At 70.0% G+C, this 12305-nt stretch carries 12 protein-coding genes; 2 read left to right on the top strand and 10 right to left on the bottom strand.

Features of this window, described 5'->3' with window-relative positions:
• The 3 genes from ACZ619_RS29710 to ACZ619_RS29700 are packed head-to-tail and all read right to left on the bottom strand — an operon-like array spanning nt 1 to nt 2783.
• Nucleotides 1-1059: an ABC transporter substrate-binding protein gene (locus ACZ619_RS29710; RefSeq protein WP_469605235.1), complete on the bottom strand. Its 1059-nt coding sequence runs from the start codon at nt 1057-1059 to the stop codon at nt 1-3.
• A 55-nt stretch (nt 1060-1114) separates the two neighbouring features.
• Complete coding sequence (locus ACZ619_RS29705; protein WP_469605233.1) at nt 1115-1978, bottom strand: ABC transporter permease; 864 nt, start codon at nt 1976-1978, stop codon at nt 1115-1117.
• Nucleotides 1968-2783 (bottom strand): ABC transporter ATP-binding protein, encoded by an 816-nt coding sequence (locus tag ACZ619_RS29700; RefSeq protein ID WP_469605232.1) that lies wholly within the window; start codon nt 2781-2783, stop codon nt 1968-1970. Before ACZ619_RS29700 ends, ACZ619_RS29705 begins: the two co-directional genes overlap by 11 nt.
• A gap of 158 nt (nt 2784-2941) precedes the next feature.
• On the opposite strand from ACZ619_RS29700, the gene ACZ619_RS29695 reads away from it, so the two are divergent.
• A complete protein-coding gene (locus ACZ619_RS29695) occupies nt 2942-3634 on the top strand; it encodes a response regulator (RefSeq protein ID WP_469605229.1) in 693 nt (230 codons plus the stop codon).
• Between the two features lie 13 nt (nt 3635-3647).
• Here ACZ619_RS29695 and ACZ619_RS29690 read toward each other — a convergent pair whose 3' ends face one another.
• From ACZ619_RS29690 to ACZ619_RS29665, 6 genes are all read right to left on the bottom strand, one after another.
• A complete protein-coding gene (locus ACZ619_RS29690) occupies nt 3648-5234 on the bottom strand; it encodes a solute symporter family protein (RefSeq protein WP_469605226.1) in 1587 nt (528 codons plus the stop codon).
• Nucleotides 5231-5797: a DUF485 domain-containing protein gene (locus ACZ619_RS29685; protein WP_469605223.1), complete on the bottom strand. Its 567-nt coding sequence runs from the start codon at nt 5795-5797 to the stop codon at nt 5231-5233. Before ACZ619_RS29685 ends, ACZ619_RS29690 begins: the two co-directional genes overlap by 4 nt.
• Before the next feature lie 69 nt (nt 5798-5866).
• Complete coding sequence (locus tag ACZ619_RS29680; protein WP_469605221.1) at nt 5867-6550, bottom strand: response regulator transcription factor; 684 nt, start codon at nt 6548-6550, stop codon at nt 5867-5869.
• Complete coding sequence (locus tag ACZ619_RS29675) at nt 6547-7698, bottom strand: sensor histidine kinase (protein ID WP_469605218.1); 1152 nt, start codon at nt 7696-7698, stop codon at nt 6547-6549. Before ACZ619_RS29675 ends, ACZ619_RS29680 begins: the two co-directional genes overlap by 4 nt.
• Entirely contained in the window at nt 7695-8231 is a 537-nt protein-coding gene (locus ACZ619_RS29670) for a DUF1453 domain-containing protein (RefSeq protein ID WP_469605216.1), read from the bottom strand. The genes ACZ619_RS29675 and ACZ619_RS29670 overlap by 4 nt, the downstream gene beginning before the upstream one ends.
• A gap of 284 nt (nt 8232-8515) precedes the next feature.
• Complete coding sequence (locus ACZ619_RS29665) at nt 8516-10639, bottom strand: DNA gyrase/topoisomerase IV subunit B (RefSeq protein WP_469605214.1); 2124 nt, start codon at nt 10637-10639, stop codon at nt 8516-8518.
• A 441-nt stretch (nt 10640-11080) separates the two neighbouring features.
• Here ACZ619_RS29665 and ACZ619_RS29660 point away from each other — a divergent pair, with 441 nt between their 5' ends.
• A complete protein-coding gene (locus ACZ619_RS29660; protein WP_046728668.1) occupies nt 11081-11311 on the top strand; it encodes a DUF7455 domain-containing protein in 231 nt (76 codons plus the stop codon).
• Between the two features lie 100 nt (nt 11312-11411).
• On the opposite strand, the gene ACZ619_RS29655 is transcribed toward ACZ619_RS29660, so the two are convergent.
• On the bottom strand, nt 11412-12278 hold the full coding sequence (locus tag ACZ619_RS29655) for a S1 family peptidase (RefSeq protein WP_469605212.1): 867 nt from the start codon (nt 12276-12278) through the stop codon (nt 11412-11414).
• Between the last annotated feature and the right edge of the window lie 27 nt (nt 12279-12305).

The raw sequence follows: 12305 nt of genomic DNA, 5'->3' as shown, positions 1-12305 counted from the left end.
CTACTCGGCGGCCTCGACGAACTCCGTCGTGTACGTCTTGTCCAGGTCGACGTCGGCGTTCTGGATGTTCGTGTTGAAGGCCTTGAGCACCTTCTCCACGGTCTCCGGACCGTTCTCGGGCATCACACCGTCGTCGGTGAACATGGGCAGCGTGCTCTTGATGGCCTGCGTGTAGAGGGCCTTGTCGCCCTGGGCGTAGTCGGCCGGCATCTTGGCGGCGATCTCGGCGGCGCTGTGCGTGGTCATCCACTTGAGCGTCCTGACGAACGCGTTGGCCAGCTTCTGGACGGTGTCCTTGTGGCTGTTGACCCAGTCCGTCTGCATGTAGAGGCTCGACGACGGGTACGGGCCGCCGAGCGCCTCCTGGGAGCCCTCCGGTGTCCGCATGTCCAGCAGGATCTTGCCGGCCTTCTTGTCCAGGATGGTCGCGACGGTCGGATCGGTCGTCATGCCGCCGTCGATGGAGCCCTGCTGGAGCGCCGAGATGAACGTCGCGCCCGCGCCGACGGCGACCGGCGAGAACTCGTTGACCTTCACCCCGTTCTTGACGGCGAGGTACTTGGTGAGGAAGTCGGTCGACGACCCGAGGCTGGTGATGCCGAGCTTCTTGCCCTTGAAGTCCTTGGGCGAGCCGATGTCACCGGCCGCCTTGGTGGACACGATCTCCACCTCGCCGGGCGCCCGCGAGAACTGCACGACGGATTCCACCGCCTTGCCCTTGGTCTGGAGGTCCAGCGTGTGGTCGTAGAAGCCGACCGTCCCCTGCACCTGCCCGGCGACCAGCGCCGTCTCGGCCTGCACACCGGCCGGTTCGGTCAGCAGTTCCACGTTCAGGCCCTCGGCGTCGAAGTAACCGAGCCGCTGGGTGAGCATCGCCGGCAGGTAGATGACCTTGTCCAGGCCACCGACCATGATCTTGACCTTGGTGCCCTTGCCGTCGCTCTTGGCGCCGGAGCCGGTGGCGGCCGTGCTCGACGCGTCGTTGGCGCAGGCGGTGAGGGAGGAGAGGGCGAGCAGGCCTGCGGCGGCCAGGGTGCCGTATCTGGCGGACTTGCGCATGACGTTCACGTCCTTGTGAGAAGGCGGTGCGGGCGGGGAGGCGGAGGGTCCGGGTTCAGCTGTCGGAGTCCGACGGCTTCCAGCGGAAGATGCGGCGCTCGGCGAAGGTGAGCAGCCCTTCGGCGGCGAGCGCGACGACGGCGAGGATGACCATCGCGGCGTACACACCGGCCGCGTTGAAGGTGCCCTGCGACTGTGCGACGAGCAGGCCGATGCCCTTGGTGGCGCCGATGTACTCGCCGACGATGGCGCCGATGAGGGCGAAGCCGAAGCTGACGTGCAGGCTGGTGAAGATCCACGAGGTCGCGGACGGGATCACGACCTGGAGGGTCACCCTGCGGTCGCCGGCGCCCAGGATCCGGGCGTTGGCGACGAGGTTGCGGTCGACCTCCCGCGCGCCCTGGAACGCGTTGAAGAACACCGGGAAGAACACCAGGACCACGGCGGAGGCGACCTTGGAGGAGGCGCCCAGCCCGAACCAGATCACGAAGATCGGGGCGAGCACGATCCTGGGGATCGAGTTGAGCACCTTGATGTAGGGGCCGAGTACGTCGGCAAGGAAGGCGATCCGCCCGAGGGCGATACCGAAGACCACACCGGCGATGACACCGATGACCCAGCCGAGCAGCGCCTCGTAGAGCGTGTACCAGATCTGCTCGCCCAGCGAGCCGAGGGCGGTGCCGTGGGTCACCCAGGTCCAGATCTGGTCCCAGATCTTCGAGGGCATCGAGAAGTTGAACGGGTCGATGGCACCGGCCCGGGACAGGACCTCCCACAGGCCGAGCACGGCCACCAGGAGCAGGACGCGCACGGCGAACACGACCGCCTTGCGTCTGCGGGCGGCCTGGGCCCGCGACTGCGCGCGGTCCGGGGCCTTGGCCGTCTCGGCGACGGGCGTGCTGAGGACGTCAGGCGACATGGGCGGCGCCCCTCTCGCGGGTGATGCGGACCTCTTCGCCGAGGGACTCCCAGATCTCGCGGTAGATCTCGATGAACCGCGGCTCCAGACGCACCGACTCGACCTTGCGGGGGCGGGGCAGGTCGATGTCGAAGACCTGCTTCACGGTCGCGGGCCCGGCGGTCATGACGACGACCTTGTCGGCCAGCGCGATGGACTCCTCCAGGTCGTGGGTGACGAAGACGACGGAGGCGCCCGTGCCCTCCCACAGCTCCAGCAACTCGTCCGACATCAGCGCCCTGGTCTGCACGTCGAGCGCGGAGAACGGCTCGTCCATGAGCAGGATCTCGGGGTCGTTGACGAAGGTCGCGGCGAGCGCCACGCGCTTGCGCTGACCGCCGGAGAGCTGGTGCGGATAGCGGTCCTCGAAGGCGGCGAGCCCGACCCGGGCCAGCCAGGCGCGGGCCCTGTCCCGGGCCTCCGCCTTGGGCACGCCCCGGAAACGGGGGCCCGCCATCACGTTGGACAGCACTGTCCGCCAGGGGAAGGTGGCGTCCTGCTGGAAGACGAAACCGACCTTGTCACCGACGCCGGCCACCGGCCGGCCGGCCACCAGCACCTCGCCCTCGCTGGGCTCCTCCAACCCGCTGACCAGGGTCAGCGTGGTGGACTTGCCGCAGCCCGTCGGCCCTACGACGGCCACGAACTCGCCGCGCCCCACGGTGAGGTCGAGGTCGCGGACGGCCGTGTGCAGACCCCCCGACGGGGTCTTGAAGATCTTGCTCGCGCCCCGCAGCTCGATGGCGGGGCTGGTGTCTGCGCTCATGGGCCGGGACGGTAGGTGTGGCCCGGGACACAGCAGCAGTCTTCTGGGCGCAAGCCGTTCTTTTGCTCGCAAGCACCTGTTGTGCTCGTTTTGCGCGCGCTACAACTGCGCAGACGAAACACGGGCTTAACGCTCGCCGGCCTTGAAGGAGAGGCCTGATGATTGACGTCCTGGTGGTGGACGACGACTTCCGCGTCGCCGAGATAAACGCCAAGTACGTGGGGAAGGTTCCCGGGTTCCGGGTGGCCGCCCGCGCGCACAGCGCTGCCCAGGCCCTGGCCGCCGTGGAACGCGGCTCCATCGACCTGGTCCTGCTGGACCACTATCTGCCGGACCTGACCGGCCTGGAACTCGTCCACCGTATGCGGGAGCACGGCCACGGCACCGACGTCATCATGATCACGGCGGCCAGCGATGTGACCACCGTCCAGCGGGCGATGCGGCTGGGCGCCCTGCACTACCTGGTCAAGCCGTTCACCTTCGCCGCGCTGCGCACCCGCCTGGACTCCTACGCGGCGCTGCGTCGTACCGTCGACCGGGTCGGCGGCCGGGGCCTGACGGGACAGGAGCAGGTCGACCGGATCTTCGGCGCCCTGCGTACCTCACCGGCCCCGTCCGCGCCCGGCCTGCCCAGCGGCCACTCCGAACCCACGACGGACCTCATCTGCGGGGTCCTGCACCGCGCGGACCACCCGCTCTCCGCCCACGAGGTGGCCGCCGAGACCGGCCTGAGCCGGTCCACCGCCCAGCGCTACCTACGCCACCTGGAACAGGCCGGCCGCCTCCGCCTCTCCCTGAAGTACGGTGACACGGGCCGCCCCGAGCACCGGTACGCGTGGGTCGCGCCCTAGCCCCGGCGCTCTTTCAGACGGCCCCCGCTCCGGTCAGCGACCGCACCTCGGTCTCGGCGTGCCCGGCCTCGTCCGGCACCTCGTCCGAGGTGACCGTGCCGAGCCAGCCCGCGAGGAAGCCGAGCGGGATCGAGACGATCCCCGGGTTCTGCAACGGGAAGTACTGGAAGTCCACCCCCGGGAACAGCGCCCCCGGGCTCCCCGAGACCACCGGGGAGAGCACGACCAGCACCAGCGCCGGAACCAGCCCGCCGTATACGGCCCACACCGCTCCCCGCGTCGTGAAGTTCCGCCAGAACAGCGAGTACAGCAGCACCGGCAGATTGGCCGAGGCCGCCACCGCGAAGGCCAGGCCCACCAGGAACGCGACGTTCAGGTCACGCGCCAGCAGGCCGAGGGCGATGGCCACCACCCCGATGCCGACCGCCGCCGTCCGCGCCACCGCCACCTCGCTGCGCGGCTTGGTGCGCGCCCGGTGCAGCGAGGCGTACAGGTCGTGCGCGACCGATGCCGAGGAGGCGAGGGTGATCCCGGCGACCACGGCGAGAATGGTCGCGAAGGCAACGGCGGCGACGATCGCGAACAGGACCGTCCCACCCGTGGAGCCCTCGCCGCCGCCCAGGTCCAGGGCCAGCAGCGGCACCGCCGTGTTCCCCGACGACGCGCGCACCGCGTCCGGCCCGACGACGGCCGCGGCGCCGAAGCCGAGCACGATCGTCATCAGGTAGAAGCCGCCGATCAGCCCGATCGACCAGACCACGGAACGCCGGGCCGCCCGCGCGGTCGGCACCGTGTAGAAGCGGGACAGGATGTGCGGCAGGCCGGCCGTCCCCAGCACCAGTGCCAGTCCCAGGCTGATGAAGTCCAGCCGCGCGCTCCAGCCCCCGCCGTACTTGAGCCCCGGCGCCAGGAACGCCTTCCCGTGCCCACTGCGCTCGGCGGCCGTCAGCAGCAGCTGGTCGACGTCCCCGTGGAACCGCATCAGCACGAGCACGGTCAGCGCCACCGTGCCGCTCATCAGCAGCACCGCCTTCACGATCTGGATCCAGGTGGTGGCCCGCATCCCTCCCAACGACACGTAGATCACCATCAGCGCGCCGACCCCGATGACCGCCCACGCCTGCGCGGCCTGGCTGGTGCGCCCCAGCAGCAGCGCGACCAGACTGCCGGCCCCCACCATTTGCGCCACCAAATAGAGAACGGACACGGTGATCGAGGAAGTTCCCGCCGCGATCCTGACGGGCCGCTCCCGCATCCGCGCCGCGATCACATCGGCGAGCGTGAACCGCCCGCAGTTGCGCACCAGTTCCGCCACCAGGAACAGCACGACCAGCCACGCGACCAGGAACCCCACCACGTACAGCAGCCCGTCGTACCCGAAGAGCGCGATGAGCCCGGCCACGCCGAGGAACGAAGCCGCCGACATGTAGTCGCCCGCGACGGCGAACCCGTTCTCCATCGGGGAGAACAACCGCCCCCCGGCGTAGAACTCCTCCGCCGAGCCGTGCCGCTTCCGGCTCACCCAGGTCGTGATCCCCAGCGTCACGGCGACGAACACGCTGAACAGCAGCAGCGCCAGCGTCTCGTGGTTCCCCGTCATGCCCCACCGCCACGAAGGCCGCGGGTCAGCTCCTGGGTGTCCCAGCGCAGCTCCAGCGCGGCCCGGTCCCTGCGCAGGCGCGCGTGCCGGGCGTAGGCCCAGGTGAGCAGGAACGTGCTGAGGAACTGCCCCAGCCCCGCCAGCATGCCCACGTTCACCGCCCCGGCGACGGGCCGTGCCATCAGACCGGGCGCGGTCGTCGCGGTCACCACGTACCCCACGTACCAGGTGAGGAAGACCGCCACCCCCGGCACCACGAATCGCCGGTAGCGGCTGCGCACCTCCTGGAAGGCCGCACTGCGCTGCACCTCCAGATACACGTCCCTGGCCCGAACGGCCTTCTCCTCCGACTCCGTTCGCGCGGCCGGTACGACCGCCGGTACGGCGGCCGGTGCACCGGTGCCGTCCAACTCGCCCCAGCCTGAGGCCAGCGCGTCGTACCAGGGGTCCTCGTACCTGACTTCCCGGGAGACCGTGCCGTACGCACCCTGGTCCTCGTGCCGTTCGGCCGAACTCTCGGGACCGTCCCCGCCGTCGCGGGGACGACCATTGCTTGACTGCATGCTCAAGGATGGACAGATCGGGAAGATCCCCGACACTTCTTCCCCGTCCTCTTCACCCCATCAGGTGACTCAATCACCTGGTGGCCGTACCAGTCCCTTCCCGTACGCATAACGCACCGCCTGCGCACGGTCCTTGAGGCCGGTCTTCGCGAACAGGTTGTTGATGTGCGTCTTCACGGTCGCGGTGGACACATGCAGCTTGCGGGCGATCTCCTGGTTGCTCAGCCCCTCGGCGATCAGCACCAGGACCTCGGTCTCCCGGGCGGTCAGCCCGTCGGGCGGCTCGGTGGGCGCGGACACCGGCGCCGGCGTGGGCTCGGACAGCCTTTCCAGCAGCCGCCGTTGGATGCTCGGGGACAGCCCCGCGTCCCCGGAGAGCACGCTGTGCACGGCCCGGACGATCTCGTCGCCGCCCGCGTCCTTGGTGAGGTAACCACGCGCACCGGCGCTCAGTGCCGGGAACAGCGACTCGTCGTCCGCGAACGTCGTGAGCACCACGACCTGGGTCCCGGGGTACCGCGACCGGATCCGGCGCGTCGCCTCCACCCCGTCGCAGCGCGGCATCCGCAGGTCCATCAGCACCACGTCCGGGGAGAGTTCACCGACCAGCCGCACCGCCTCCTCGCCGTCCCCCGCGGCACCGACGACCTCCACACCGGGCAGCAGCCCGAGGAGCATCACGATGCCCTCCCTGACCACCGTCTGGTCGTCCGCGACCACCACCCGCGCGGACTTCTTCTCGGCCTCCGTCATACGGGCACCCTCAACATCACCTCGAACCCCTCGTCGTCACGCCCCGCCTCCAGCGACCCGCCCAGCAGCTCGGCCCGCTCCCGCATCCCCAGCAGACCGTACCCGCCGCCGGCGCCGCTGAGTTCGCCCGGACGGCCACCCGAGTCCCGCACGTTCAGCGTCACTTCGTGCTCCTGGTACTCCAGCCGCACACGGACCCTGGCGCCGTAGGCGTGCTTGCGGACGTTCGTCAGCGCTTCCTGGGCCACGCGCCGAACCGTCTGCGAGGCCTCGGCCGGCAGTGCTCTGCGGTCACCCGCGACGGTGACCTCGGCCCCGTCGGTGGCACCCACCAGTTCGGTGAGGAAGTCCTCCAGCGGGGTCAGTTCACCGCGCAGGGCGGACAGCGCCTGGCGGGTCTCGGCGAGTCCGTCCCGCGCCATTCCCCGGGCCGCCACGACCCGTTCGAGGATCTGCTCGCGGCCTGCTCCGCGCTCGATCAGCAGCCGCGCCGCCTCCAGATGCACCATCTGGGCCGAGAGGCTGTGGGCCAGCACGTCGTGGATCTCCCGCGCGATCCTGGCCCGCTCCGCCAGCGCCGCCGACTCGGCCTCGGCCTCCCTCGCGGCCCGCTCCTGGACGAGCAGCCGCTGGGCACTGCCCCGGGCCTCCGCGTCGAGCCGCAGGACATAGCCCGCCAGCGCCATACCGACCACGGTGGCCGCTGTGGTCAGCCAGACGTCGTTGTTGAACGCGGAGTACGAGGCGAGACCCACGGCCGCCACGGGGACCGCGGCGCCGAGCGGCAGTCTCTCCAGGGCGCAGATCCCGCAGCCGCACCAGATCACCAGGGCCGGCCCCTGGAACCCCGCGGCCTGCGCGGCGACCGCGATCACCAGGAGGACGCTCACGAGCACCAGGGAGGGCACCAGCCGGTGGGCGTAGGTGGTCCGGAAGAAGCCCCGGGCGACGACGGCGGTCACGACCACACCGGCGACCGCCGCGACCGCGCCCCAGCCGTGCACATGCCGTTGGTGGAACGCGCCCCACAGCAGCATGACCAGGACGAGCAGCCGCACGAACCAGGCGAGCCCGCGCCGGGCCGGGGTGGTCCCGGCCCGGCCCAGTGCTTCGCGGGAGGGCCAGCGCGTCCACGCGTTGTCCGTCACACGCCCTCCCTCCTGAAGGCCCGGGCCATGTCGTCACCGTACGCCCGGGCGGGGCCGCCGGCGGCGGACGGAACGGGGTGCAGCGACTGGGCACGCCAGACCAGGATCCCGGAGCGGACCAGGAGGGTGACCGCCAGGCCGAGCATCAGGGCCGAGCTGTCCTGGTGGACGCCGATCAGGGCCGCCAGGGCGAAGAGGCCGACGCGTACGGCTATGCCGCCGAGCCAGACCATTCCGCTCGCCTTGGTGCTCTTGGTCCACACGACTCCGTCGGGCTCGGTCCAGACCCGGGTGGTCCAGGCCCAGCCGGCGCCCGTCCCCAGTCCGACCACGATCTCGACGGCGAGCAGCAGGGCGGCTTCGGTGCGGTGATGAGCGTCGAGTATGCCGGGTTCGCGCAGCGCGACGACCGCGAGGATCACGGGCAGCAGCCACCAGCGCCGGCCGGTGTCGACCGGGCGGGCCCGGAACTGGCGCACGATCACCACGACGACTACGGCCACGATCAGCAACGCGTTGACGAGCCCGGACATCGGTGCCTCCGTGAGCGGAAGGAGCGGGGCCGGAAGCGGGAGCTCCCGACACCTCAGACGCTACGGAAACGCACAGGTCAACAGATCGGAGCAGGGGTGGATCACGGGTGGATCCCAGGAAGCCCCCTTCTCCACCCAAGGGTGGAGAAGGGGGCTGTGGGCTCACTACAGGGCGGCCGCGGGCCGGAAGCGCCGGGGTGGGCAGCGGCCGGGAGGGGCTGCGGGGCCCGAGCCCGGCCGGGGCCTCGGCCCACCCGAGTACCCGGCCGGAGCTCAGCGCAGCGTCACGCGTCGATACGGGACCGGTCCAGCGTCGCCGCCGAGCTGGAGATGAACTCCTTGCGGGGGGCCACGTCGTTGCCCATCAGGAGGTCGAAGACCTGTTCGGCCGCGTCCAGGTCGGAGAGGTTGATCCGCCGCAGGGTGCGGTGGCGCGGGTCCATCGTGGTCTCGGCCAGCTGGTCCGCGTCCATCTCGCCGAGGCCCTTGTAGCGCTGGATGGAGTCCTTGTACCGGACGCCCTTGCTCTGGAACTCCATGAGCTTGTCGCGCAGCTCCCGGTCCGAGTACGTGTACACGTACTTGTCCTGGCCCTTCTTGGGCTGGACGATCTCGATCCGGTGCAGCGGCGGCACCGCGGCGAAGACCCGGCCCGCCTCGACCATGGGCCGCATGTAGCGCTGGAACAGCGTCAGCAGCAGGCAGCGGATGTGGGAGCCGTCGACGTCGGCGTCGGTCATCATGATGATCTTGCCGTAGCGCGCCGCGTCGATGTCGAAGGTGCGGCCCGAGCCCGCCCCTATGACCTGGATGATCGCGCCGCACTCGGCGTTCTTGAGCATGTCGGTGACCGAGGACCGCTGCACGTTGAGGATCTTGCCCCGGATCGGCAGCAGCGCCTGGAACTCGGAGTTCCGGGCCAGCTTCGCCGTACCGAGCGCGGAGTCCCCCTCGACGATGAAGAGCTCGCTGCGCTCGACGTCGTCGCTGCGGCAGTCGGCGAGCTTGGCCGGCAGCGACGAGGACTCCAGGGCCGTCTTGCGACGCTGCGCGTCCTTGTGCTGACGGGCCGCGATACGGGTCCGCGCGGCGGCGACCACCTTCTCCATGACCACGCGGGCCTGGGCGGCGGCGTCGCGCTTGGTGGAGGTGAGGAACCCCTTCAGTTCCTTGGAGATCACGTTGTTCACGATCCGACGGGCCGCCGAGGTGCCGAGCACCTCCTTGGTCTGGCCCTCGAACTGCGGCTCGGCGAGCCGGACGGTGACGACGGCGGTGAGGCCCTCCAGGGCGTCGTCCTTGACGATGTCGTCCTCGGCGACGCGGAGCAGCTTCTTGGCGCGCAGGACCTCGTTCATGGTCTCGCGGACGGCCTGCTCGAAGCCGGCGACGTGGGTGCCGCCCTTGGGCGTGGCGATGATGTTGACGAACGACTTCAGGTTCGAGTCGTAGCCGGTGCCCCAGCGCATCGCGACGTCCACGCCGAGTTCGCGGGTGACTTCGGTGGGGGTCATCTGGCCGTGCTCGTCCAGGACCGGGACGGTCTCCTTGAAGGTGCCCTGTCCGGAGAAGCGGAGGACGTCGCAGACCGGCCTGTCGGTGGCCAGGTACTCGCAGAACTCGCTGATGCCGCCGTCGAAGCGGAACGACTCTTCGCCCTTACTGCCGCTCTCGCCGAGGCCGTACTCGTCACGGACCACGATGGTCAGGCCCGGCACCAGGAACGCGGTCTGGCGGGCGCGCTGGTGGAGCGTCTCCAGGGAGAGCTTGGCGTCCTTGAGGAAGATCTGGCGGTCGGCCCAGTAGCGCACGCGCGTGCCGCTGCGGGTCTTGGGCACCCTCTTGATCTTGCGCAGTCCGCTGGCGGCGTCGAACTTTCCGTCCGGACCGACGCCGGTGAACGCGCCCGGCACACCGCGGCGGAAGCTGATGGCGTGCACGTTGCCACCGCGGTCGACCTCGACGTCGAGACGCGCGGAGAGCGCGTTGACCACGGAGGCGCCGACGCCGTGCAGACCGCCGGAGGCGGCGTAGGAGCCGCCGCCGAACTTGCCGCCGGCGTGCAGCTTGGTCATGACGACCTCGACGCCGGACAGTCCGGTCTTGGGCTCGACGTCGACGGGGATGCCACGGCCGTTGTCACGGACCTCGACGGAGCCGTCGTCGTGGAGGATGACCTCGATGTGGTCGCAGTAGCCGCCGAGGGCCTCGTCCACGGCGTTGTCGATGATCTCCCACAGGCAGTGCATCAGGCCACGGCTGTCGGTCGAGCCGATGTACATGCCGGGGCGCTTGCGCACGGCTTCGAGGCCCTCGAGGACGAGCAGGTGCCGCGCGGTGTAGTTGGAGCCGTCCCGGTCTGCTCCTGCCAGCAGCGCTGTGGACGGCACGGACGTATCGGCGGTCACGCGGTTCGCTCCTCGCTGAATTTCACTGGAGCCCCTTTTGGGTAAGGGGTCGGCTTCGGTCGCCGCTCAGAGGGTACCGAGGCCTGGTAGAGCCGTTGTAACGCCACCCTCGTCTGAACTCACACTAGTCCAGAGTCGCATGCGTGTTCGATCCCTCGATGGAGTGAAGTACATATCACGTTCCCTTCGAGGCATGAACCATTTAGGCTCCGGGCACGTCCTCACAAACAACCGGCAACCCGGCCGGGAGGATGAGACCGATGAACCGCGCGAACCCGTAAGCACATCAAGACACGCAATACGGCACATTCGCCGCCAACCGGTAGCAGACGGCCACCTCGAAAGATTTTTTTTCGAGGAGAAGCCCCGAGCGGGAACGTTTTCGGGCTGGTTGGATGTTGACCCTGGTACGACAGCTCGTCGAGCTAGAGAAGAGGCGACGTGACTACTGTTCTGACCCCCGCGAGCCACCTGACGGCCGCCGATCGCTGCGACCGCTGCGGCGCCCAGGCATACCTGCGCGTCGTGCTGCTCAGCGGCGGAGAACTGCTCTTCTGCGCCCACCACGGCCGCAAGTTCGAGCCGGAACTCAAGAAGATCGCCGCTGAGATACAGGACGAGACGGAGCGGCTGACGACCGTTCCTGCCACCGCCTCCGAAGATGAGCGCTGACCTCTCGCATCCACGACGAGCCAGCTCCGGCACAGGCCGGTGAAGGGCGGCCGCTCCTCCAGGGGAGCGGCCGCCCTTCGTCGTATCCGTACAGAGGGCCTCAGTGGCGCTTGTGAGACCCGCGCGAGCCGCTGAGGGCACCCCGGGGCCCCAGCGCCTTCACGACCTCGGAGACGCGCGTGTAGACGCCCGGGTTCCCCGCGCGTCCGCAGCCGCTCCCCCACGACACGAGCCCGATCAGTTTCCCGTCGGCGACCAGCGGTCCTCCGCTGTCGCCCTGACAGGCGTCGGGGCCGCCCCGCTCCTCGCCCGCGCACACCATGGAGTCGGCTCGGTAGGTGCCCTCGGGGCCGCCCGGATAGGCCCGCTCACAGGTCTCGTCGGACAGCACGTGGACGCGTGCCGCGTACAGCCGCCGCGAGTAGTCGCCGCCGCCCGTGAGGTCGCCCCATCCCGAGACCAGGGCGCCCGTGCCGGGTGCGTACGCGGTGTCGCCCTGCGGAGCCATCGCGATGACCGCGCCGTCCGGCAGGGGCTGGGCGAGGGTGACGACGGCGAAGTCGCCGGTGTTCGCGTCGGCGTCGTAGCGCGGATTGACGCGGACGTCGGTCACGGGGATCTCCTGGCCCTGCGCGGAGAGCAGATCCGTGCGTCCGGTGATGACCTTGAGGTCGTCCACCCGGCCGGACGGTCCTCCGATGACGTCGTCGGCCACGCAGTGGGCCGCGGTCAGCACCGTGGTCCGGCCGATCGCCACGCCCCCGCAGAACTGGCCGGCCCGTGTACCTCCGAACCGGTCACGGCTGGACAGCGCGACCGTCCAGGGCGTCTGGGAGACATCGACGGGGAAGCCGCCGACGACGACGCTGTCGGCGACGGCCGGGGACGTGCCGGCCAACGGTATGGCGGTGGCCACGGCCGCCAGGATCAGCGGCCTGATCAGAACGGGGGCAGAAGGACGGCGCATGCACGCTCCTCACTCTGGGTGGTGCTG

It is taken from the genome of Streptomyces sp. NPDC104367, assembly GCF_055583825.1.
The sequence above is the reverse complement of the archived record's forward strand: the minus strand, read 5'-3'. Positions and strand labels throughout refer to the sequence as shown.